Origin of the sequence: Siminovitchia fortis (assembly GCF_007681465.1) — a bacterium.
Lineage (GTDB): Bacteria > Bacillota > Bacilli > Bacillales > Bacillaceae_C > Siminovitchia > Siminovitchia fortis.
In genome coordinates this window covers 79136-102844 of the sequence record NZ_VEKZ01000006.1, presented here as the reverse complement: position 1 = coordinate 102844, position 23709 = coordinate 79136, and the positions used below count along the sequence as shown (strand labels likewise).

Sequence of the window (23709 nt, the reverse complement as noted above, 5' to 3'; positions counted from 1 at the left end):
ATATATTTATAATTAAAAGCTTTAAAATACGGAGGTTTCCATAATGAAAAAAGTAATCACGTATGGAACATTCGATTTGCTCCATACAGGGCATATCAATATCTTGCGTCGGGCAAAAGAATACGGCGATTATTTGATTGTGGCCATTTCATCTGATGAATTTAATGCCTTGAAAGGCAAGAAGGCTTATTACACTTTCGAACAGCGCAAGGCAATCCTGGAAGCAGTTCGCTATGTAGATGAGGTCATTCCTGAACATACTTGGGAACAGAAAGTGGAAGATGTTCAAAAGCATGGCGTCGATGTTTTTGTGATGGGTGATGACTGGGAAGGGAAATTTGACTTCTTGAAGGAATACTGCGAGGTTGTTTATTTGCCGCGTACAGTTGGAATTTCTACCACCAAAATTAAAAAGGATTTAAATCAAGCAAATAATGGTTAGGGAATTTGCAATCCACCTATATCTGTTTGTTTTTCGCTTTTTCTTTACAATATTCAGCATTTGTCCCCAAAAGAAGAAAACAACTTTTGTTGCTTCCTTTGGGGACAATGCTTTGTTCGTGATAAAAGAACTTCAAAAACAGACGGACGATCAGATTGTTGTCTTGAAAACTGCTTCGTGCAGGGTGGATTTTCAAGTGGATTCGTTGGACTTTGAGCCCAAAAAATTTTTTGATTGGATTCGCTCCATATACCATTTGGCCACTTCAAATGTTATTTTTATCGACAATTATTTCGGCTTTTTGGCAGCGGTTAAGTTTAAACCGGGTGTTAAATGTATTCAACTTTGGCACGCCGTTGGTGCAATAAAGCAATTTGGCCTTAAGGACCCTTCCAATGCAGGACGGTCACCTAAAGCCATTGAACGCTTTAAAAAGGTCTACAGCCAATTCGATTATGTTGTTGTCAGCGGCGATAAAATGACGGACATTTATCGTGAAAGCTTCGGAATTGGAGAAGAAAATATTCTTCGAACCGGTATACCTCGGACGGATTTCTTTTTTGATGAACAAGCATTAAAGAAGGCTTCCGATGCTTTACGAAAGAAATACCCGGCCATTCAAGAAAAAAAAGTTATTTTATATGCCCCTACCTATCGTGAGGGTGAATTTAATGTGTCGTCCCTTCCTCTGAATATCGATTATATGTATCAGGAATTAAAAAATGAATATATATTATTGTTGCGGCTTCATCCTGCTGTCCGCTTTGATTTTGTCATTCAATATCCAGACTTTATATATGATGTATCCGATTACCCGGATATCAACCACTTGCTGGCTGTAACCGACCTTTTAATTTCGGATTACTCCTCTATCCCTTTTGAATTTTCGCTTTTGCAAAGACCTATGATTTTCTTTGCGTATGACTTGGAGGAATATGCCAAATCCCGTGGTTTTTGGGAGCCTTACGAACAGCTTGTTCCTGGTCCGATAGTTTACAATTCAAAAGATCTTGTGGAAGCCATTCGAACAAATAATTATGATTTTAATCAAATTGTAAAATTTGCAAATGAGTGGAATGAATTTTCGACAGGAAGCGCCAGCCGCCGCTTAATTCAAGCTGTCTACCCTGAAAGTGAAAATGCAAGAGCTATAAGCAGGGGATAATTTTCTAACTAAAGGTATGTACGGTTAAGCGAAATGATAGTATTATAGGGAGTAGCGTATCTATATTGAAAAGGAGTTCAACCCAAATGGGACGACATAATTCTACAACGACTAGAAAACGAAAGCGCAGAAGGCGTATATTTTGGTTCGCCATTTTTCCATTGCTGCTGGTTGCATCAGTGAGTGCTTCTTATGGGGCATACTTATATAAAAAAGCTGAAAACATGATGGGCGGAGCCTTTTTTGATAATCGAGGAAAATCTGATCTTCGAGACAAAAAGGTTGACCCCCATATTGACAATGTATCGATTCTTTTTATCGGTATTGATGAGAGTGAAAAGCGCGGGTATTCTGACAACGCCCGCTCCGACGCCCTCATGCTCGCCACTTTGAATGAAAAAGAAAAATCGGTTAAACTGTTGACAATTCCTCGCGACTCTTACGTCTACATCAAAGAAGTTGGCTATAATACAAAGATCAACCATGCACACAAGTACGGCGGGCCCCGTGCCACGATTGAAACTGTGGAGGATTTGTTAGATATTCCAGTTGACTACTATGTCCGTCTTGATTTTGAAGCATTCATGGCTGTTGTCGATGCTTTGGGCGGAATTGAAGTGGATGTTCCTTATGCCTTCTCGGAACAGAATTCTAAAGACAAGGCTGACGCTATTTCACTTGAAGCTGGAATGCAAAAGCTAGATGGCGAAGAAGCTTTGGCACTTGCTAGAACCAGAAAGCTTGATAACGATATTGAACGCGGTAAACGCCAGCAGGAAATCATGAAAGCCATTGCCAAAAAAGCTGCCAGTGGAGCTTCTATCACAAAATATGGAAAAGTGATTGATGCGATCGGTGACAACATGCGGACGGATATGACATTCGATGAAATCAAAGCATTTGTTGATTACGCTGTTTCAGGAGATTTAAGTATCGAATCCTATACATTGGAAGGTGAGGATACACGGATCATGAACAGCCAGGGACAAAATATTTATTACTGGCAGCTTGATGAAGATAATCTGGCGGAGGTCAAAGGGAAGCTCAAGGAGCATTTGGATATCGCCACTTATGATAATACCGAAGTGGCCAAACCGGCTGCAGAGGAATAAGCGATTGAACACTAAAAGGGGCTGGCAGAAAATCAATGAGATTTGATTTCCCTGCAGTCCCCTTGTTTTTATCGATGCAAAAAGGCATCTAAGGTCCGTTTCCATCGACCTTAGATGCCTTTTTTAAAAATTAAAGTATAAAATTTTACCGAACTTTCTCTTATTTAAACTTTGGAATATCAAACTCCAGGTTTGGATTATCCAACTGTTTGTAGAGCGACTCGATTCTCGCCGTCTGTTTTACAGCCCAGCCAATATCTGTTGCATACTGCTTTGACGGATTGACGAAGTTCCACCTCATTTTATAGATGGTATTTTGTTTGTATTGATTATGAATATATTGTTGTCCAATAAACTCTGCTCCGCCGACAACGGCCTTGGCAGGTGTATCCCACCCTTGTTCATATGCATGAACAGCTCCACATGTGTTTGGACAGGAATCATACGCTTTGATCCCGAACATATTATATACTTTTTTAATATTTTTTAAGTCTTTTCGATTGGTGGAAGTAACAAGAACAGCTTTACCCTTTTTATCCTTTCCTACTTCAGTCCCACTGGCCAGCTTGGATGTCCCTTGCCCTGTCTCTAAAAATGCATGGGAAATTAAATATATTTCATTTACCTTATGTTTTTTACCACCGTCTATGAAGGCCTTCCCAAGCCCTTGCAAGGTACCTTTTCCGGCTAATACTTTGTCCAGCTCTGCCGCGGAAACGCCCGCACTTGAACTTAATACTAAATGCTGAAATCGGCTGTTTTTATTTGGATTTACATTTTGTTCCACTTCGCTGGCCTTTGCATTTCTCCATGTCCCATATTTGATTTCATGCCAAGTTTTTCCCTCTTTGACAATGGTCACCTTAGTCCCCTTTGCAAGAGTCGCATATACGTGGCTTTTTGAATCCGCCGATTCCCGTATATGAACATTGGAGGTTGTAGTGGCTGTTGTGTCCTTTAGATCAACCAAAGAGGACTCTACATAAAGTTCCTTATTGCTATATTTTATTTTATACCATTTGTTCGTTCCTTCCGACTGTTCTCCGGTCACGGTTCCCAAAATGGTCACCTTTGTTTTATTTTTAACAGTTGTATGCACATTATCGCCGATTTTTGGTGAGGTGCGTAATTTTACTTTATCCCTTTTTACCTCTCCGGTTTTTACGATATTAATATAATCCTTATGAACAAAAGCATTTTGATTTTTATACTTATCTGTCTGCGGATTAAGACTCATCTGTATATTTACTGCCTCTTTAAGAGTAATGTTATGTTGAGTGTACTTAATTTTATTTTCCTTTATGTTTGAAGAGTGAATCCAAACGGTTTTGCCGTTCAAAGTTCCCCGATACCAAACATTGCTGCCGACCTTTTCAGTAAGATTTACATTAAATTCTTTGTTCGCGTAAACCTTCAAATCGGAATATACCAAGTCTTTCCGCCCGCCCCATGCTTTGCTGTAGGCACTGCCAACTCCCTTGATATATAATTTTTTAGCAGTCTTATCTATGCCTGAATGAGGGTGTGATGAAATATCAGTCGATTTCACCCAACCGACAACACCTTTCGTACTGCTTGGCTGCCTGCTTATTAAATAAAAGGTCTGACCATTAATGATTGATTGTTTCTTTATATAGTAGACTGAATTTGTATAAGTAGAGCCTGCTGCTGATGAGGATGGAGAACCCAGAGTTTTATAGATTCGAACTTTTGAGTTTTTGATATGACCGAGTCTGCTTATCTTGCTCTCCTTCGCCTGTACAACATTGCTGCTTAATATCCAAGCCGTTTTACCATCAAGCTTTCCTCGGTACCATGTACTGTTGCCAACCTTTTCAGTCAAATTCACCTGAAATGCTCGATCCTTATACTTAGACAAGCTGGAGTATGTATAGTCTTTTTTGCCGCCCCACGCTTTAGTATAAGCACTGCCGGTCCCTTTTACATAAAACGTTTTTTTCTTTTTGTCTACCCCTGTGTGCTTCTTGGTTGACATATCTTTTGACTTTACCCAGCCAACTACACCTTTTTTATCGCTTGGCTGCTTGCTGATTAAATAATAGGTTTCTTTTTTAACTGTGGCTTGCCTTTTAATGTAATAGACTTGGTTTGTGTAGGTGGAGCCAGCGGTTTTAGCTGATTTCAATTTTAAATCAGAATAGATTTTCACTTTAGAATTGCGGATATGGCCAAGTCTGCTTGTTCTTTGTTCAGCAATGGATTGTGTTGATTTTATTTGATTTTTTGCCGCTTCTTTAGCATGTAATTGACTTGGATAGGAAAAGAAAATGAAGATTATTAAAATAATAGACAATAGCTTTTTCATTTGTTCCCCCTGAACGTAAATATTTTGTATATCACCATTACATTTTATTCTGCTACTATACTCATCCTCCCAAATGCTCAAAAGGTCTAGTTAATTATGGAAATATAGTCTGATTATAGCATGTTTGGTAATCTTCTATACTAGAATTGCAGAAGAAATTTTTAAAATATAATCCCCTGATTTGATTTTAATGTTGTCGTCATGCCATGACTTTTCCTTAGCTGTTGAAGGTTGCCGCTATCTAGGATATTTGTACTAAAAATAGCCTATGATTTGCCGATAAAAAAAGAGTAGAAACAAAATTTCCGTTATGGCAGCCTGACATAGGAAATTGTGTTTAAAAGATGGGCTTTATTTTTGCTAATAGATCAGATAAAGAGGAGTGTATGAATGAAGAGAACGTTATTTTTGGCTTTGTTGGCAATAGGATTGGTCTTCACTCCGTTTGGCAATGCCGCCGGCGCCCAATCCGTAAAGAAGGTTATCGTTGATGCAGGCCATGGCGGAAGTGATACTGGTGCAACCGGAAATGGGTTGCGAGAAAAGGACCTAACCTTAAAAATCGCTCAAAAGGTCAATAAAAATTTGGTCAACAATTATACAGTCAATACGAAAATGACTCGCACATCTGATGTTTACATATCATTGAAACAGCGGACCAATATTGCCAATAGCTGGGGAGCAGATCTGTTCCTGTCTATTCACATCAATGCTGCTGGCGGGAGCGGGTACGAGGATTATATTCATAATAGAAATGCGACGTCTGAGGACATAAAGGTTCAAAATGAGGTTAATAAAGAAATCAGCAAAGTTCTTGCTGAATATGGAAAAAATAATCGCGGAAAGAAAAAAGCTAATTTCCATGTATTAAGAGAATCAAAGATGACCTCTATATTACTTGAAATTCTTTTCATAGACAATAAATCAGATGCTGCTTTATTAAAAAACGAGAAGTTTTTAAATGATATGTCGAAAGCCATTTCAACAGGTGTCGCCAATGCATTGGCTCTTCCTGAAAAAGGAAACAGCGCGACTGGAACCTCTAATACAAATACCTCTGCTAAGGAAAAGATTACCGTCTCAAAGGCAACCGGTACATACATTGTAACTGCAGATTCACTCAACGTCCGGACGGGTGACGGAACGAATTATCCGACTATCGGCTCTTTGAAAAAGAACGCTCAAGTGAAAGTAACAGGCAAGACAAGCAAAGGATGGTACCAATTTAGTTTTAAGGGAAAAACCGGCTATGTCAGCGGAGCCTATTTAAAAGTTAAGCCCGCAGCCGCAAAGCCTGCGCCGAAACCGCAAAGTAATCAAATTAAGGTTTCCAAAGCAAGTGGTACCTATATTGTCACAGCCAATTCATTAAATGTACGCTCAGGCAACAGTACAAAATTCAGTTCACTGGGATCTCTTAAAAAGAACAATCAAGTGACTGTTACAGGCAAAACCTCAAACAATTGGTACCAGTTTAAGTTTAAAGGAAAAACCGGCTATGTCAGCGGGGCTTATTTGAAGGCAAAACCCGTTGCGGCTAAGCCTGCAGCTAAGAAGCCTGCGCCAGCAGCCAAAAACAATCAAATTAAGATTACCAAAGCAAGTGGTACCTATATTGTCACAGCCAATTCATTAAATGTACGCTCAGGAAACAGCACAAAATTCAGTTCACTTGGATCTCTTAAAAAGAACAATCAAGTGACTGTTACAGGCAAAACTTCAAACAATTGGTATCAATTTAAGTTTAAAGGAAAAACCGGCTATGTCAGCGGGGCTTATTTGAAGGCAAAACCAGTACAATCAGCTAAAGCTAAGTCAACAAAATCAATTAAAGTTACGAAAGCCAGCGGGACATATAGAGTAACTGCAAGTACATTGAATGTACGTTCAGGAAACACGGCTTCTCACTCAAAGATCGGAAGCTTGGCCCGCGGGAACAAAGTCAAAGTAACAGGAAAAACTTCAAATGGTTGGTATCGTATAAACCTTAAAGGTAAAGTTGGATTTGTAAGTGGTCAGTATTTGAAACGATAAGTAAGTTTTTAATAGGCCGGGCCTTCCGGTCTTTTTTATTTTCTCGCGCAATATAAAAAAACAAAAAGAGCACAAGCCCGGATCATTTCATCCGTTCTCATGCTCTTTTTCTGCGTTCTATACGTTGTGCCTGCTTCCCTTCCATGAAGCGGAGCAGCGGTTTATAATCCTTGCTGACGAGCCCTACCAATTCCACAAATATTTCGATGGCGAGGATCAGTACTGCCAGCAGGAGCAGTGAGCCCCACACAGTGGCCATGGAGAAGATGACTGCCGCAAGGCTGAACAATACCGCGATTCCATAGATGAGCAGCACTGTCTGGCGGTGAGAAAAACCGGATTTTAACAGGCGATGATGGAGATGGTATTGATCTGGTGCCAGCAATGGTTTGTTATGGATCAACCTTCTTATGATGGCAAAGAAGGTGTCTGAAATGGGAACTCCCAAAATAATAACCGGAATAACCAATGAGAAAAAGGTGATGTTTTTAAATCCGAGCAATGAAAGCAAGGCAATCATGTACCCAAGGAATAAGGCTCCCGTGTCGCCCATGAATATTTTTGCCGGATAAAAGTTATGAACCAAGAAACCCAATGTGCTTCCCAAAACCATCATTGCGATCGTTAATACAAATATATCCCCTTGTAAAAAGGCCATGAAGCTGACCGTTATGAGCGCGATGGAGGATACGCCTGCCGCGAGACCGTCCAATCCGTCAATCAAATTGATGGCGTTGGTAATTCCGACAATCCATAGGATTGTGATTGGGATGGTTAAGTATCCGAATTGCAGCTCTCCTCCGAACGGAAGGTTGATAAATTCGAGGTCAAATCCACCGCTGATTGCTACAATTGCCGCAATCAGCTGCCCCAGCAGCTTATATTTCGGGGCGATGTCATATATATCATCCAACATTCCGGTTGCAATAATGATCAAACTGCCGATTACAAGATAAATCATATGAGGATCCTGCGGTCTGAATATGAAGAGTCCGATCAGGAAACTGATATATATGGCCAAACCGCCCAGTCTGGGCATCAATGTTGAATGCACCTTCCTGTAATTCGGCTGATCTGTTATTTTAAATTTTAGCGCAAATTTTTTTACAAAAGGGGTAATGAGCACTGAGGCCAAAAAACAAAGTATTAAGATTAAAAATTCCAACTTTGTACCCCTCCTTATATACAGGTTTGCAAAAATCCATCTATTCTATCCAGGCCATTTTAAAGGAAAACAGCCAAAATAAGGAATCGCTAGTTTACTATATTTAAATTACATCATATCTCTATCCGATTAAGTTTTCAACTAGACTTGAATTCTAGTTTTTTTTCGTGCGCAGCACTTTCAGAATGAATAATGGAAGGAACGTCATCCTTTTCCATCTTTGGGGCTGTTTGATTAATCGATACAGCCATTCGATGTTCAGCTTCCGCCAAAGTTCAGGTGCTCGTTTGACGGTTCCGGAAAGTACATCGATGCTGCCGCCCACTCCCATAAAAATACCTTTTTCAAACAAATGGAAGTTATTGCTGATCCATCTTTCCTGTCTTGGAAACCCCAATGCTACGAATACCATATCAGGATTTGACTTTTTAACCATAGCAGCAATTTGCGGATCATTTTCTTTAAAAAAGCCATGATGGCAGCCGGCAATCTGAATGCCGGGATATTCACGCTTTACATTGTCAATTGCTTTATTCAATACCTCTTCCCTTGCACCTAGAAAGAAAACTCTCAAGCGTTCCTTATTAGCTATGATAAGCAGATCTTTCATCAAATCAAAGCCCGGAATTCTTTCCGGAAGCGGATTTTTTAATAGATTGGCTCCCATTATGATACCAATACCGTCAGGCATTATGTAATCTGCAGACTGGAGAATCTTCTTATACTGCGGATCCCGCCCTGCGTGCATCACGATTTCAGGGTTTGCCGTGACAATAAACGTTTTTTTGTTTTCCATTATACGTTTTTTTAACGTATTGATTGTTTCCAATTTTGTTGTATGATCAAACTCGATGCCGAGTACGTCCACTTTTTTTGACATTGTTTGCTCCATTTATGTAAATCATCCGGACTGATGATTTATTATATCAAATTTTGCAAGTAATTTGTTGATATTTTCTATAAGATCAACAATTATTATACCACGGCCGTCAAATTGTAAAGGTTAAAATTTTATTTCAATTCTTTTTAGGCCGCTCAGCGCCCGCTCAGTGCTAATCAAACGTTTGATTAGCTGCATGTTTGGGGGAGGTTTGTCGAATTGGGGGGCAGGATTTGTTACGTTAATGCGATAAAGGGGGACAGGCCCCCGGTACGGTGTCGCGTTAACGTGCCGGGGGCCTGTCCCCGGAAGATGCCTCCCTCACGAACGCCAAAAAGGTATCCAGCGCCTTTGTCCTGTACGGGCTCGATGTAACAATGGAAAACTTCCTTGTGAATGGAAGGCCGTCGACTTCGATTTTTTTCAGCGTGCCCATTGCAAGTTCTTTTCTTATCGCCCATTGTGACAGGAGACTGATGCCGAGGCCTGCCTCGACTGATTCTTTGATCAGCTGTATGCTGCCGAACTCCATTATTCTTTTCGGAGATATGTTTATGGCCGCAAACATGTTGTCCGCCGCTTTTCTTGTGCCCGACCCGATTTCGCGGATAATCCATCTTTCTTTTTCAAGTTCTTGCGGTGTGATGTTTTCTTCTTGGGCAAGAGGGTGGCCCGGAGCCGCGACTATGAACATCCGGTCCTCGGCAAACGGTTCGATCATCAGCTTGTCATGCCTGAAATCGCCTTCCACGATCCCGACGTCCAGTTGGTGCTTCAATACGAATTCGGCGATGTCGCGGGTGTTTCCGATTGAAATGGCCGGATTAACCAGCGGATGTTCTTCAAGCATGTCTGCAATGACGTGAGGCAGGATGTACTCCCCGAACGTGTAGCTTGCTCCAATTGCGAGCGGGCCGCTCGTCTTGTTCGTCAGGTCATCGACGAGCCCCTGCATTTTTGTATAAAGACCGACGATTTCTTTTGCATGATCGTAAACGATCTCCCCCGCCTTGTTCAGCTTCACATATTTATTCGTCCGCTCCAACAGCCGTGTCCCTATTTCCCGCTCGAATGCCCGGATGTACTGGCTTACCGCAGGCTGCGTCATATGGAGTTCTTCTGCTGCCCGTGAAAAATTTTTCTTTTCTGCCACCGCGATAAACACTTCCAAATGTTGATCCATGTTTCGATCACTCTCCTTATCGGGGACAGGCCCCCGGTACAGTAAAGCGATAAAGGGGGTCTGACCCCCCTATACGTTTTACTTATCATTACTATTATAATGATTTATTTCTCTTATACACGCAAATCCCTTATTCTTAAATCAAGAGACAGAATGGAAGGGTGAGTCATGTGGGCATATTAAAAGAAAATGAAAAAAGGGATGAAAGCATGGGCTCGGCTGAGAAAAAGACGGCTCCTTCACCTAAGAAAAATTCAACAGGATTGTGGATCGGCGGAATCGCGTTTACTTTTTTTATTGCCTTTCTTGGCTATTTGTTGGCGAAGGTCCCGGGTTTCAGCCTGGTTGGCCAGATGGCTTCAGCCATTATTATCGCGGTCGCTTACAGGCAGCTGTTCGGATATCCGAAAGCCTTAAAGACAGGAATCGATTTTTCCTCAAAAATATTGCTTCGTGCAGCGATTGTATTATATGGATTGAAATTGAATATCCACACGGTGTTGGAAGACGGGCTCGGTCTGCTTGTCCGTGACATCGGAATCATTATCGTGGCGATTTTATTGACAGTGTGGCTGGCGAAAAAATTGAAGGCAAATCCAACAATTTCAATGCTGCTCGGCGTTGGAACCGGCGTGTGCGGAGCGGCCGCCATCGCCGCGGTGGCGCCCATCATCAAGGCGGAAGACGATGATACGGCGATAAGTGTCGGAATCATCGCATTGATGGGAACGATTTTTGGGATTGTATACACGATTCTGCGGCCAATTTTACCATTAACGCCGGCGGAATACGGCGCATGGACAGGGATGAGTCTCCATGAAATTGCGCATGTCGTCCTGGCCGGAGCGCCCGGCGGACAGGAGGCGCTTGGAATCGCATTGCTGGCCAAGTTGGGACGCGTCTTCTTATTGGTGCCCCTCTGCTTCGTTTTGATGTACTGGATGAGGCGGAAATCCGGAGCCGATGCAGCCGACGGCGCGAAAGTCGGTTTTCCGATGTTTCTGCTTGGATTCATTGCGATGAGCCTGATCGGAACGTATGTGATTGGGTCTGTTGTGGTAGTTCCTGATGGCGTCATGGAGTTTATCGGAAGTGCGACAACATGGCTGTTGACCGCTGCGATGGTGGGACTCGGATTGAATGTCAGCTTGGGGGATGTACGGAAGAAAGCGTTGAAGCCATTGATTGCGATGACCGTTGCATCAATTGTATTGTCGGTGTTGGCGTTTGTGATGGTGTAAGGTGGGGGTTCGGCGAGGCCGAAGCCTTCCTCTTTTTTATTGCAGTATTTCCTTCAGCCATACCGTTAGAAGTGGGAACCGGGACTATATTGAGAAAATTGAAGGTATTTTTGAATAGCCGAAAGTTTCCAGAAATTGAAGAGTATTTGTTCATAAGGAGGGTTCACCGGAGGCTGAACCTTTTGGGGTGCCGTCAGGAAAAAACGGATATACGATGTTAAGAACAAAATAGCAGATGATGAAGAAAAAATGTGAGTGGCTGACTTGGAAGAAGGAATGCATAAAAAACGATAGATTATGGTGGTTTTTTAAGTGACAACGGTAGGTTGCGCCTTTGTGCGCCTAGAACTATCTTTACTTTGGCTATTCACTCCAACAATAATGGAAAGTAAGGGAGGGCGATGAATAACATGCTTTTTAATGACCGATTAAAAAAGGAACGAGAAAAAAGAGGGTGGTCACAAACCGACCTCGCTGAAAAAATTCATGTTAGTCGTCAGTCAGTTTCAAAATGGGAAACAGGCAAGAACTATCCCAGTATCGAAGTGATCATTAATTTAAGTGATTTATTCGGTATCACGATAGATGAATTGTTGAGGAGTGACAAAGAATTGAAAGAAAAGGTAATTCAGGATAGTAAGCAATTGGCGTATCCAAAATGGAAAGTATTTTTTGACAGTATTTTTTTATTAGGTGTGTTTTTAATAGTGGCCAAATTAATTATCGCTGGCTTAAATTATTTTATTGGTACAAATATTATAATTTCAGAGGGTTTACCAAAAGTCACAACTAATTTTTTACCATTAATTTTAATGATAGTTGGTGGAATTGGTTCGGATCAATTAAAAAATAAGTATATCGATTAATAGTCAAGGCCTTAGAACGATCAAACATTTTAATAAAAATTTCCATCTGTTTTTAAAACTGTAGAATCCATTTTGATCAATCTTTTTTTCAAAATGGATTCTTATTATTTGCTTTAAAATGTGGCTTTCCAGAATGTTTTTGTTCAATCTTATTTTAAAGCAACATAGTGGTCCCAAAGGACAGGAGCAGCTCCCGGCTGCTCTTTATTCCTTACATCCTCCTCGCCTTCAGCAGCCCATTCGCCTTGTTGATCGTTTCTTTATATTCCAGTTCGACTTTTGAATCATGGACGATTCCCGCGCCGGCCTGCAAATAGGCACGCCCGTCTTTAATGACCAGCGAGCGGATGGCGAGTGCGAAGTCGACGTCCCCGTTGGCGTTGACGTATCCGAGCGCTCCGGAGTAGACCCCCCTTTTCACGTCTTCCAGTTCATTGATGATTTGCATGGCGCGCACCTTTGGAGAACCGGATACGGTTCCGGCCGGCAAACATGCGATCAATGCGTCGATCCCGGTTTTTCCTTCACCTAAGCTTCCTTCCAATTCGGAGACGATGTGCATGACATGGCGATAGTATTCGATTTTCATTTCCTTGACGACCCGGATTGTTTCAGGATCGCAGATTTTCCCCATATCCTCACGGCTTAAATCGATTAGCATCCGGTGTTCGGACAGTTCTTTTTCATCAGATAAAAGCTCGACAGCAAGCGCTTTATCTTCTTCTTCCGTCCGCCCTCTCCGCCGTGTTCCCGCAATGGGGTTGGTGCTCATCTGCTGTCCTTTTGATTTGATGAAGCTTTCCGGCGAAGCGCCTAGCACCACGTAATCGCCGAAATCGACGAAGAACATATAGGGCGATGGGTTGGAGTTTCTGAGCACCCGATAAAAATGAAACGGGTCTGCCTTCACTTTTCCGCTCATCCGCTGCGACAGGACGACCTGCTCCACTTCGCCTGACACGACATAATCCTTCGCTTTTTTAATCCGTGCCATGAATACTTCTTTTTCAAGCTGCGGCTGGAATTCAATTTCGCATGCCGCCAAGGTTTCATCCACTTTTCCTTGAAAAATTTGGCTCTCGATTTCTGCGACACGTGATGCGAGCTGTTCTTCCGAACGCTTTCCTTCCAGATCAATGGCAAGGATGTAGATGGACTGTGCCAGGTGGTCGAAAACAATCACGTCTTCGTAGACCAAGAAATGGATGTCCGGCATCCCGATTTCATCTTCCAGGGCCGCGCCAATGTCTGCATATTGTCTGATAGCATCATATCCGACATACCCTACAGCTCCTCCATAAAAAGGAAATGGAAGATTCGCTTCGACTTTCGGCAAGACGTTCTGCAACGTATTGAGCGGCAGCCCCGCCTCTTCCAGAAGCACCTTTCCTTCTGCAGAAATAACCTTCGCAACCTCACCTTCTGCCGTAATTTCCTTGATAGGATTCACGCCGATGAAGGAATAGCGCCCCTGCTCATTATGTTTCAGCGAGCTTTCGAGCAAAAACTTTTTAACACCTTCAAGCCGCAAAAAAACTGTGATCGGCGTTAACACGTCTGCATTCAATTTTGTCATTTTCACGTTTATATTTTTTACAGTTGTGGCCATTGTTCATTTTCCTTTCTATTTTGTTATAGGTACTTTAATACATTACCGTATTGAGGGACTGTCCCCCATCACTTTAACGCGTTACCACATTGGGGGACTGTCACCCAAAAAAAAGCCCCCGAACAAGCAAAGTCTGCTTGCTCGAGGGCGATCATAACCGCGGTGCCACCTCGTATTGGAGAATGAATTCTCTCCATCTTATTCAGACACGGGAAATTTGCCTACACTTTTCCGATGCCCTATCCATATAACGGTGGAACTCCGTGTTTCCCTACTGCGGGTTCAGGAAACAGCTCGCAAGCCCATTCTGTCCGACTTTTGCCACCGGATCCCACCAACCCCGGCTCTCTGCATGCGAAAATTTTCGGACATACTCCTCTTGCTCAACACGATTGCTGTATTCATTTTTTTACGGTAAAAAGAACAAAAGCGCAAGCGCCTGTTTATAGACGTACAGACTGGAGCGCTTCTGACGAGATAAAGGAAACACGCGCAGCGGAGCGGAGCGATGTTGACTTATCGTAGGAAGAAGCGTGAAGTCTGCTAGTCGGTAGGCGCTGGAGCCGGACGTAGCACTAAGTGACAAATAAGTTACTAACAACCTGAGCATATTATAATTTCCTAAAAAACAAAGAGGCCCCTCATCCGAAAGGACGAGGGACCGCGTTGCCACCTTTTTTAGCTTTATAAAAAAGCTCTCTCAAAACGCACGAAACTTCCATGCGCGTTCCCGTATAACGGCGGGATGTCCGTCAAAGCCTACAACTGATATCAGGTTCGGTTTGAAAGCTCGGAAGCCCATTCCCCCGGCGCTCCACACTGGTTTGCACCAACCACCAGCTCTCTTTTCGCTTCACGCAAGGGTACTCTTCTTCGTCAACGCTGAATTTGCGAAAGTTCATTTTGATTGTATTTGATGATATAAAAATTCGTCTCTAATGTCAATATGTTTTTTATTTTTCATCCGGAAGATCGCAGCTTCCGTCCACGCAAGCGCCGGCATCACCGCTGCCAAGGTTTTGCAATATGGGCTCAGATGACTCCTCCTGCCATACCTTTTCAAGTGCGGCCAGAAAGGTGTCGATCGGCTGGGCACCGGAAATGCCATATTTTCGATTAATCAGAAAAAACGGCACGCCGCGCACGCCTATCAGCTGGGAGGCCTGTTCGTCGTTTCGTACTTCATCCACAAGGGCTGTTTCATCGGCCAAAAAGGCCAGTGTTTCATCCCGGTCAATTCCAGCTTCTGCAGCAATGTCGGCGAGGACTTCATGGTCACCTAAATGTTTGGATTCCGTAAAATAAGCGTGTAACAGCTTTTCGTGAACTTCTTTTTCTTTATTTTTGGATTCGGCAAAGTGAGCCAGACGGTGGGCATCGAATGTATTGGTCGGAATCATCGTATCAAAGTTGAATGTCAAACCTTCTTCCGCAGCCTGCCGGCGAATGCCTTCGTTCATTCTTTTGGCTTCATCCACACTTATGCCATACTTTCCAGCCAGTTTTTCATACATGCTTTCATCGCTGACACGCGGAGCCTCCGGCTCAAGTTCAAAACTCTTAAACTGAACATCTACCTGATCGCGATGATCAAATGTTTCCAGTGCCTTCTCCAACCGGCGTTTTCCAATATAACAAAACGGACAGGCATAATCTGACCAAACTTCAATTTTCATGTCGGCACCCTCTTTTTATCAATTTTCCGTCTTATAAAAAGGGTATATCAAATAGCTTTCACCTACAACTTTTTCGTGTCAAAGCTTCCCAACACGCGCACATCGTGGCCGTATGTCCGCAAAATAGTGATGGCTTTCTGCATATTGACTTCCTGCACGCCCATTTGCGCTTCGATGAAAAAGCGGTATGTTCCAAGCTTCTTCTTTGTCGGACGTGATTCAATCCATGACAGGTTGATATCCAGCGATGAAAAGACGTTCAAAATAATTGCGAGCAATCCGGGCCTGTCCTCGCCTGGCGTGATGAGAAGCATCGATTTGGACGCTTCTGGAATCTCTGGCTTTTCATTTGTCACGATGAGGAATCTGGTCGAATTGCCTTCGAAATCCTGGATGTTTCTTTTCGCCATTTCAAGTCCAAATGTTTTTGCCGCCAGCTCTGAAGCAATGGCACCGGCGTTTTTATGATTGGCTTTTACGAGCGATTCCGCCGCATTGGCCGTGCTGCTGAAATGCTTCGTCTTCGCCTGTAGCTTCCTTGTAAAATCCCTGCATTGGGCAAGGGCCGGGCCGATTGACCAGATTTCGCGGATATCGTCGACATCCGCGCCCTCCACCGTCAGCAAATGAAGGGCGATCGGCAAAATTGCCTCCCCTTCGATCCACACATCATAATTGATCAATCCGTCCGTTGTCATCGTGATCGTGCCCTCAATCGCATTTTCAATCGGCACAATCCCTTTATTCACTTCACGCTCTGCCACCGCTTCAAGCACATCGACAATCCCGTCGTACATCACAAGTTCCGTTCCGTTCGGCGGGAAAAAGCGCAATGCGGCTTCTTCTGAAAAAGTCCCCTTCGGGCCTAAATACGCAACTTTCAAAATTATATGCTCCTTTAATTGAAAAATGGAATGGAAGGAACTTCCGAACAGTTCCCTTGTCTTACGTAACCGGATGGTCGGGGGGCAAATTGTATGAATTCATCTTTTTGGACAAGTACGATTTGAAATTGCAAAAATATTATTTGATTGCACAAGTTTATCATAATCGCACAATCCCCCGTGAATTGCATGAACTTACCCTATGATTGCACGATCTAGGCATTATTGCACGAACTTACCCTATAATTGCACGAATCGATTATTGCTCGTGCCTGGTTTCCGCTAAATGCCCGCAACTTCAAAATAATCCCCTTATCCGAAAGAAGTTCCGGCTTGCAGCCGGAACTTTCCGCTTCCCCCTTATTTGCTTAGCGCTTCTGTTAAGCTTGGGACGATCTGTTTTTTGCGGGAGACGACACCTTTCAGTACGCATTGGTTTTGATCCAATGTTACGTTGAATGCCTGCTCGACGCTTTTGGCCGCTTTTCCGTGAGCGATCGCTGTTGAGTCGTTTGTCAGAATATCCGTGACGACGAACAGGAACAGGTCCAAGCCGCGTTCTTCGACCGCACGCTCCAACGCTTCTTCGATTTCAGCTTTGCGTGCAAGGATATCTTCGACGCCGATCGCGTTCACCTGCGCGATTTCCACTTTGGCCTGCCCCATTTGGAATGGCTTCGCGTCCAGGGACAGCAGCTCTTCCGCAGTTTTATCGCTGACATCCGCTCCTGCTTTCAGCATGTTCATTCCATATTCCTCCGGATCCACACCTGCAATTTCAGCAAGCTCGCGGGCAGCCTGAACGTCACGCTCCGTGCATGTCGGAGATTTGAAAAGAAGCGAGTCGGAAATGATTGCGGACAACGCAAGCCCCGCGATGTCTTTTTCGATTTCCACGCCATTTTCCTCGTACATTTTTTTCAAAATGGTTGCCGTGCATCCGACCGGCTCCGCGCGGAAGTAAAGCGGGTCGCTTGTTTCGAAATTGGCGATGCGGTGATGGTCGATGACTTCCATAATTTGGACTTTCTCAATATCATCCGCACTCTGCTGGCGTTCATTGTGGTCGACCAGGATGACTTTATCCACTTCATTGGATACCGTGCTTACTTCGCGCGGCGCTTCCACGTTAAAATGGCTGAGAGCGTATTCCGTCTCGCCGTTGATCCCACCAAGACGGACCGCTTCCACATTTTCACCCAATTTGGTTTTTAAATCAGCATAGACGAGCGCTGAACAAATGGAATCTGTATCAGGATTTTTATGACCGAAAATGAGAATTTTTTCCATGCCTCTACTCCTTGTTTTCTGGTAATTTTTTATGATAACTATTTTAACATATTGAAGGTTCTTAGTGTTAAAATGACAAGGTGAGGAGGGGGATATACATATGAAAAAATGGATCGGAATGTTGCTTTTGCTGCTCATGGCTTTGTCGGTCGCCGGCTGCAACAAGGAGCCGAAGCCAGAAGACCGTTTCACTGCCTATGTAAAGGAATGGAACGACCAAAACTTTGAAAAGATGTACGATTATCTTTCTGAAGAGGCGCAGGAAAAAATTTCAAAGGGAGAATTTACCGATAGATATGAAAAGATTTATGGCGATTTGGAGATTGAGAACTTAAAAGTTGATTTCAAAGCTCCGGAAGAAGTGGAAGAGAAAGATGGCATGGTCGAATTTCCATTTCACGTAAAAATGGACAGCCTTGCGGGCGAAATCGCGTTTGACCATACCGCTGTATTAAAAAAAGAAGAGCGGGACGACGCTAAAAACTGGTTTGTGAATTGGGATACGACGTTTATTTTTCCTCAGCTGGAAGAAGGCGACAAAATCAGCCTCCCGACTACTCCTGCCAAACGCGGCGATATCGTCGATAAAAATGGGGCAGGACTTGCTGTGACTGGAAAAGTGACCGAAATCGGCATTATTCCCGGGGAGATGGGCGATGATGAGGAGAAAATTATTAAAAAGGTTTCTGATCTCCTTGGATTGAGTGAGGATCAGATCAAAAAAGCACTGTCCGCCTCTTGGGTTCAGCCGGAACATTTTGTACCGCTCAAAAAAATCCCCGGCGATGCCAATGATGTATTGGAAAAAGCGACGGCCATCCCTTCTGTCAACAACCGCACGGTCGAAGCAAGAGTGTACCCGCTCGGTGAAGCGGCAGCCCATTTGATCGGATATGTAGGTCCGATTACAGCCGAAGAGCTGGAAAAAGCGGGCGGCGGCTACCAAAGCTCGGATGTGATTGGCAAAAGAGGATTGGAGCAGGTTTTTGAAAAGAAATTGAAAGGCGAAAACGGCGCCAAAATCGTCATCAATAAGGAAGATGGCACGGAAGAAGTGTTGGCGGAAAAAGAAGTCAAAGACGGGGAAGACGTCCAACTGACAATTGACGCAGCCGTTCAGAATAAAATTTTTAAAGAATTAAAAGGCGAAGCGGGCACAGCTGCAGCGCTAAATCCGGTGAGCGGCGAAACACTCGCGTTAGTGAGCAGCCCAAGCTTTGACCCGAACGTCCTGTCATTGGGCGCGACAGCGAAGGATTGGGAAAAACTCGATAAAGACAAGAAGAAGCCGCTTGTGACAAGATTCAAAAATGGCTATGCGCCGGGTTCCGTGATGAAGCCGATCACGACGGCGATTGCACTGGAAGCAGGTGCGGTGGATTGGAACAAGACATATGACATCAAAGGTTTGTCTTGGCAAAAAGATTCGTCTTGGGGCGGATATTCCGTAACAAGGGTCAGCGATACGAACGGGCCGGTTGACCTGGAAAAAGCGCTGGTGCTGTCGGATAATATTTTCTTTGCAAGGACTGCGCTGGACCTTGGGAAGGATCAGTTCGCAGCAGGATTGAAGAAATTCGGATTCGAAGAGGACATCCCGGATTATGCCTACCCGCTGGAACAATCAAAAATTGGTGACATCGATTCGGATATTGCGCTGGCTGACTCGGCCTACGGGCAGGGGCAGATCGAAATGAACATCGTCCATTTGGCGACGGCGTATACGCCGATCATCAATAAAGGAAATATGATCCAGCCGGTTTTGGTAAAGGGTGAGGCGGATGGCGCTGTCTGGAAAAAAGGCGTCATGAGCGAAAAAACGGCTGCTGACATCCAGAACGCTTTGCTGAAGGTCGTCGAGGATCCGAAAGGAACGGCGCGGGGCGCCCGGATTGAAGGCAAACGGATTGCCGGGAAAACCGGTACCGCCGAGATAAAGGCCAAGCAGGGCGAAAAAGGAAAAGAAAACGGATTTTTCGTCGCTTATGATACAGAAAAACCCGACATGCTCGTGGCCATGATGGTTGAAGACGTTCTGGACCGCGGCGGATCAGCGCCTGCGGTGGATCGGGTGAAAAAGGTTCTAGAAAAATAGTGGTGCGGTGCAAATGCAAAAGGCAGTCCTGGCGGACTGCCTTTCTTTGGGGACTGTCCCCCACTGCTTTAAAGCGTTACCGTGACGGGGGACTGTCCCCCACTGTGTTAATGCGTTAACGCGCTGGGGGACAGGCCCCGTTTATGATTTTTTGATAAAGACTTTCCAGTCGACGCCGGTTCCGATTTTGTATTTTTGCGCAAAGGATTGCTGGTTGATGGCAACTGCGATGTTGTCAAGCGAGTTGATGTATATCAACGATTCCCCTTTTTCGGTGGCAGCGAAGGATCTCCCGTAGATCATTTCCCGCTCAAATACAATAGCGGATTCGTGTTCGATCGTAACTTTTACTAAATCTCCGTACTGGACTTGCAGGTCGACCAACAGAGAGCGGCTGATATTTGTCCATACATTTCCATAACGGACATCGAGAACATCGATGATTCCATGCAGCACCCCGTCCGCCATGTAGGCATCCATGGAAGGAAGCATGACGAGTTTTTCAAGATCGATCTGTGGCCCCACCTGTTCAAAGCTGATGACTCCGGCAGCGAGCCGCGCGCCTGTATAGGCATAAATATCCCTGCCATGGAATGTATGGGAAGCGCCTGAATTCGGCAGGCGGTTGACGGTTTCGTCGATCAGCCTCATCCCGGTGATCCCGATTTCTTTATGTACATGCGTGAGCGTCCCGTTATCCGGGGTGACGATGAAATGGTTGGACGCGGTCCGGGCGACAACGCTGCGGCGGTCGGTGCCCACTCCCGGATCGACGACCGAGACAAAGACCGAATTCTCCGGCCAGTAGGCAATTGTCTGCAGCAGCCGGTAAGAGCCTTCCCATATATCAAACGGGGGGATTTCATGTGTCAAATTATAGATTCTCAGATTCTGGTCCACGCAATTCGCCACTCCGTACATGGCGCTGACCGCCCCGTCACCCAAGCCAAAATCCGATTGAAGTATTAAAGGGTTGCCCACCGTCTTCTTCCTCTCTTATATTAATTTTTCAGAAAAAAATTGATACGAATAATACGCTATCATAATACACACAAAGGCCTTTGTCAAAGTTCTCTGTTAGTTTTCCCTTGAATTTAACGGGAATTAACATTGTAAAAGCAGCTAAGAGACAGGTGACTTGCCATGAAAATAAGAACGGCTTTTATATTTATTTTTTGTGTGCTGATTTTTCCTTCAATGGCATCAGCCGAAACTCAGGTGGTCATTTCTTTTGACGGGATGCGGCATGATTTTTTGGGGGATTTTATGAAAAATGGATCGATGCCCCACTTTAAAAAAGTAGCTGAAAAAGGAATGTACGCTGAAAAAATAGAAACGGTTTATCCCTCCCTGACCTCAGCTTCCCATGCCGCGATTGCAACAGGGGCATCCCCTTCCAAAACAGGAATGGTGAGCAATGAGATCCACAAGCCGGGCCAAAAGTTATCGGACAGGGACAACGCATTTTTTTCTCCGCTTGATGCGGAGCCGATCTGGTCGAAAGCACGAAAAGACGGAAAGACGACTGCCGCCATCCTGTTTCCCGGCTCGAATCCCAAGTTCGGGAACCAGGCGGATTACGCCATCTATTATGGAAAAACATGGGCGGAAAGCGACCTTGTTCCGATTCATTTTAAGGAGAAAAAAGCGGAGTTTGCGCTAAATAAAAATTACAAAGCTTATATTCAGGCAGCCGATTCCGACACTTTTTATGTTTCATTTGATCCGGACATGAAGAATGCGGAGAAGGTTGCCTTGAATGAATGGGGCTCTCTTTCTTTTTATACAGAAAGCGGGGATTTGGCCGGATTTTCTTTTAAGCTGAAATCTTCCAAACCGGATTTGTCCGATGCAAAGTTGTACCGGACTGCCGTAACGTCTGCCGAGATTGCCGGCCCCCCGGGCTTTAAAAAAGAAATCAACGATAAGTTCGGACTTTTTCCCGTGCAGGACGATGATATTGCACTTGAGAAAAAATGGATTACACGTAAAGAATATGAAGAAATCTGCGAGCGGTTCGCACAATGGACGACAGATGTATCGCTGTATATTAAAGAGAAATACAGCCCGGATTTACTATTTTTTTACTATCCGCAAGTCGACCATGAATCGCACAAATATTTGCTTGCAGATCCGCGCCAGCCGGGTTTTTCGGAGAAACGGTCCAGGCAGTATATGGGTTATATCCGCTGGTCATACCGTTTGGCCGATGACATGCTTGGGCAGATTCTTCCTAAGCTGGATGCAAAGGACCGCCTTTTCCTCGTTTCCGACCACGGCATGGAGCCGGTCCATTCGAAGCTGTCGCCCAATGAGGAGCTGAAGAAGTCAGGACTCCTCGTGCAGGACAAGGACGGGAAAGTGGACGTTGCGAAATCGAAGGCTTTTGCCGTATCGAGCGGCTCCATTGCGCATGTATATATCAACTTGCGCGGCCGCGAAAAAGGCGGGATCGTCGGAAAAGATGAATATGAAGCGGTGCGGCGGAAAGTTGTTGAAGTTTTTAAAAAGGCGGAAGTTGAAAAAAAGCATTTCCCTCTTCAGGATTATGTATTTTATGGGTTTGCCGGATGGTGGGACAAGATTGTTCAAGAGAAAGGAAATATTACAGGCGCAGCCAGCTCTGTGAAGAAGGCCGTCCGCCTGGCGAGTGAAGAAAAAATCAGACCGTATCAGGACGTGCTTTTGCGCGGCCGGACAGCTGCAGTCAATCATGAAAACGCAGGGGACGTCATTTTAGTGGCAAAAAAGGGCTATTATATGGCTCAGGACGACGGAAATGAGGTCATGCTGCCTAATGAACTTGGAAACCATGGCGGTGACCCATCAAGACCGGAATTGTTTCCGATTTTCATTGCAGCGGGTGATGGAATTTCTGCGGGTACAATCGAAACTCCCGTTTCCACACTGGATATCGCTCCAACTCTGTACGAACTAATCGGCGTCAGGCAGCCGGATTTTGTGGAAGGGAAGGCGATTCGGGAATTGAGCGTGTCGGAAGATGGATAAAATGTAGCTCGGTTTACTTTAATTTTACGGGGCAATGCCATACTTAAGAAAAGCGTAAGCGCCCGTTTATCGGCGACAAGCATAAGACGAGCGCTGAAGAAGGCGTAGTTTGCCTTCAGCAGCGATTGGCTTAATCCTTGCGCCGATGGCGCCTGAAGCTGGACATATAACATCATTATTTCATATAGAAAACTTGGCAAAATTTTAAACTTTCTTAAACAGGCAAAAATGCCCTTTAAACATGATGCTTAGAGGGCTTTTTTCTCCTGCTCATTTTGGGCTTTGAATGAACCCTGTTGAGGCAGCACTTTTAATTTCTCGTATTGCGAGCGGTGGATTTGCCTTTCTTTTGTTTTTGCTCATCCGGCCGCTTGCCATTCCCGTTTCTCGGTTCTCTGTGTGCTTCTGAGTCTTTCACCATGCTATTCCCTCCGATATCGCTTCAGGTTTCTGCTGGAAATCAAACAGCAGCCGGTATTATCATGACCGAAATATGTTCGATTATTCTTGTGACAGCAAATGCGAAGGGTGGCTTAAAAAGGCGTATAAAATGAACTTGAAATTTATTACATAATCATTTAATCGGATCGGCACGCCATTGATCGCGCAGGCGCTTTTCAGCGATAACGGGCGTTGGGGAGGACCTCCAGTGACCGCGCAGGCGCTTTTTCAGCGTTAATGGGCATTGGACCGGACCTCCAGTGACCGCGCAGGCGCTTTTTCAGCGTTAAC

17 protein-coding genes and 2 other annotated features are annotated in these 23709 nt (G+C 44.4%); of the genes, 8 read left to right on the top strand and 9 right to left on the bottom strand.

All coding sequences use genetic code 11. The features are described 5' to 3' along the window. Positions 1–43: 43 nt before the first annotated feature. From tagD to FS666_RS03810, 3 genes are all read left to right on the top strand, one after another. A complete protein-coding gene (gene tagD / locus FS666_RS03820; protein WP_120073981.1) occupies positions 44–442 on the top strand; it encodes a glycerol-3-phosphate cytidylyltransferase in 399 nt (132 codons plus the stop codon). Next, on the top strand, positions 435–1607 hold the full coding sequence (locus FS666_RS03815; RefSeq protein ID WP_144460667.1) for a CDP-glycerol glycerophosphotransferase family protein: 1173 nt from the start codon (positions 435–437) through the stop codon (positions 1605–1607). Before tagD ends, FS666_RS03815 begins: the two co-directional genes overlap by 8 nt. A gap of 86 nt (positions 1608–1693) precedes the next feature. Then, positions 1694–2719: an LCP family protein gene (locus FS666_RS03810; RefSeq protein WP_144460666.1), complete on the top strand. Its 1026-nt coding sequence runs from the start codon at positions 1694–1696 to the stop codon at positions 2717–2719. 160 nt (positions 2720–2879) lie between these two features. Here the strand turns inward: FS666_RS03810 and FS666_RS03805 are convergent, their stop codons facing one another. Continuing rightward, positions 2880–5045, bottom strand: coding sequence for an N-acetylglucosaminidase (locus FS666_RS03805; RefSeq protein ID WP_144460665.1), 2166 nt, complete (start codon positions 5043–5045; stop codon positions 2880–2882). A gap of 390 nt (positions 5046–5435) precedes the next feature. Between FS666_RS03805 and FS666_RS03800 the strand changes: the two genes are divergently transcribed. After that, positions 5436–7079: an N-acetylmuramoyl-L-alanine amidase gene (locus tag FS666_RS03800; RefSeq protein WP_144460664.1), complete on the top strand. Its 1644-nt coding sequence runs from the start codon at positions 5436–5438 to the stop codon at positions 7077–7079. A 97-nt stretch (positions 7080–7176) separates the two neighbouring features. Here FS666_RS03800 and FS666_RS03795 read toward each other — a convergent pair whose 3' ends face one another. The 3 genes from FS666_RS03795 to FS666_RS03785 form a co-directional block, all read right to left on the bottom strand. After that, positions 7177–8244 (bottom strand): glycosyltransferase family 4 protein, encoded by a 1068-nt coding sequence (locus FS666_RS03795; RefSeq protein ID WP_120073992.1) that lies wholly within the window; start codon positions 8242–8244, stop codon positions 7177–7179. A gap of 154 nt (positions 8245–8398) precedes the next feature. After that, positions 8399–9124, bottom strand: a complete 726-nt coding sequence (locus FS666_RS03790) for a WecB/TagA/CpsF family glycosyltransferase (protein ID WP_120074047.1) — start codon at positions 9122–9124, stop codon at positions 8399–8401. A gap of 283 nt (positions 9125–9407) precedes the next feature. Further along, complete coding sequence (locus FS666_RS03785; protein WP_144460663.1) at positions 9408–10307, bottom strand: LysR family transcriptional regulator; 900 nt, start codon at positions 10305–10307, stop codon at positions 9408–9410. A gap of 209 nt (positions 10308–10516) precedes the next feature. On the opposite strand from FS666_RS03785, the gene FS666_RS03780 reads away from it, so the two are divergent. Beyond that, complete coding sequence (locus tag FS666_RS03780) at positions 10517–11548, top strand: YeiH family protein (protein ID WP_186309054.1); 1032 nt, start codon at positions 10517–10519, stop codon at positions 11546–11548. A 410-nt stretch (positions 11549–11958) separates the two neighbouring features. Continuing rightward, positions 11959–12414, top strand: coding sequence for a helix-turn-helix domain-containing protein (locus FS666_RS03775; protein WP_120073999.1), 456 nt, complete (start codon positions 11959–11961; stop codon positions 12412–12414). 211 nt (positions 12415–12625) lie between these two features. Here FS666_RS03775 and trpE read toward each other — a convergent pair whose 3' ends face one another. The 4 genes from trpE to FS666_RS03755 form a co-directional block, all read right to left on the bottom strand. Continuing rightward, positions 12626–14023 carry an anthranilate synthase component I gene (gene trpE, locus FS666_RS03770; RefSeq protein WP_144460661.1) on the bottom strand — a complete coding sequence of 466 codons (1398 nt, stop codon included), beginning with the start codon at positions 14021–14023 and terminating at the stop codon, positions 12626–12628. 140 nt (positions 14024–14163) lie between these two features. Further along, positions 14164–14419: a binding site (T-box leader), on the bottom strand. Positions 14420–14669: 250 nt separating this feature from the next. Continuing rightward, positions 14670–14912 (bottom strand) — a binding site (T-box leader). Between the two features lie 64 nt (positions 14913–14976). Continuing rightward, positions 14977–15699, bottom strand: coding sequence for a DsbA family oxidoreductase (locus tag FS666_RS03765; protein WP_144460660.1), 723 nt, complete (start codon positions 15697–15699; stop codon positions 14977–14979). Between the two features lie 62 nt (positions 15700–15761). Continuing rightward, positions 15762–16583: a prephenate dehydratase gene (pheA, locus tag FS666_RS03760; protein WP_144460659.1), complete on the bottom strand. Its 822-nt coding sequence runs from the start codon at positions 16581–16583 to the stop codon at positions 15762–15764. A 360-nt stretch (positions 16584–16943) separates the two neighbouring features. Beyond that, positions 16944–17873, bottom strand: coding sequence for a manganese-dependent inorganic pyrophosphatase (locus FS666_RS03755; protein ID WP_120074008.1), 930 nt, complete (start codon positions 17871–17873; stop codon positions 16944–16946). A gap of 100 nt (positions 17874–17973) precedes the next feature. Here FS666_RS03755 and FS666_RS03750 point away from each other — a divergent pair, with 100 nt between their 5' ends. Beyond that, a complete protein-coding gene (locus FS666_RS03750) occupies positions 17974–19968 on the top strand; it encodes a penicillin-binding transpeptidase domain-containing protein (protein WP_120074011.1) in 1995 nt (664 codons plus the stop codon). Between the two features lie 141 nt (positions 19969–20109). On the opposite strand, the gene FS666_RS03745 is transcribed toward FS666_RS03750, so the two are convergent. After that, positions 20110–20949 carry an SAM hydrolase/SAM-dependent halogenase family protein gene (locus FS666_RS03745; protein WP_120074013.1) on the bottom strand — a complete coding sequence of 280 codons (840 nt, stop codon included), beginning with the start codon at positions 20947–20949 and terminating at the stop codon, positions 20110–20112. Between the two features lie 162 nt (positions 20950–21111). Here FS666_RS03745 and FS666_RS03740 point away from each other — a divergent pair, with 162 nt between their 5' ends. After that, on the top strand, positions 21112–22977 hold the full coding sequence (locus FS666_RS03740; protein WP_144460658.1) for an alkaline phosphatase family protein: 1866 nt from the start codon (positions 21112–21114) through the stop codon (positions 22975–22977). Positions 22978–23709 lie beyond the last annotated feature (732 nt).

Excerpts from the sequence above, each read along its gene's own strand:
- tagD (WP_120073981.1), top strand. The coding sequence starts at position 44 with ATGAAAAAAGTAATCACGTATGGAACATTCGATTTGCTCCATACAGGG.
- FS666_RS03775 (WP_120073999.1), top strand. The coding sequence starts at position 11,959 with ATGCTTTTTAATGACCGATTAAAAAAGGAACGAGAAAAAAGAGGGTGG.
- FS666_RS03755 (WP_120074008.1), bottom strand. The coding sequence starts at position 17,873 with ATGGAAAAAATTCTCATTTTCGGTCATAAAAATCCTGATACAGATTCC.
- FS666_RS03815 (WP_144460667.1), top strand. The coding sequence starts at position 435 with ATGGTTAGGGAATTTGCAATCCACCTATATCTGTTTGTTTTTCGCTTT.
- FS666_RS03785 (WP_144460663.1), bottom strand. The coding sequence starts at position 10,307 with ATGGATCAACATTTGGAAGTGTTTATCGCGGTGGCAGAAAAGAAAAAT.
- FS666_RS03740 (WP_144460658.1), top strand. The coding sequence starts at position 21,112 with ATGAAAATAAGAACGGCTTTTATATTTATTTTTTGTGTGCTGATTTTT.
- FS666_RS03765 (WP_144460660.1), bottom strand. The coding sequence starts at position 15,699 with ATGAAAATTGAAGTTTGGTCAGATTATGCCTGTCCGTTTTGTTATATT.
- FS666_RS03750 (WP_120074011.1), top strand. The coding sequence starts at position 17,974 with ATGAAAAAATGGATCGGAATGTTGCTTTTGCTGCTCATGGCTTTGTCG.
- FS666_RS03780 (WP_186309054.1), top strand. The coding sequence starts at position 10,517 with ATGGGCTCGGCTGAGAAAAAGACGGCTCCTTCACCTAAGAAAAATTCA.
- FS666_RS03805 (WP_144460665.1), bottom strand. The coding sequence starts at position 5,045 with ATGAAAAAGCTATTGTCTATTATTTTAATAATCTTCATTTTCTTTTCC.
- FS666_RS03790 (WP_120074047.1), bottom strand. The coding sequence starts at position 9,124 with ATGTCAAAAAAAGTGGACGTACTCGGCATCGAGTTTGATCATACAACA.
- FS666_RS03800 (WP_144460664.1), top strand. The coding sequence starts at position 5,436 with ATGAAGAGAACGTTATTTTTGGCTTTGTTGGCAATAGGATTGGTCTTC.
- FS666_RS03810 (WP_144460666.1), top strand. The coding sequence starts at position 1,694 with ATGGGACGACATAATTCTACAACGACTAGAAAACGAAAGCGCAGAAGG.
- trpE (WP_144460661.1), bottom strand. The coding sequence starts at position 14,023 with ATGGCCACAACTGTAAAAAATATAAACGTGAAAATGACAAAATTGAAT.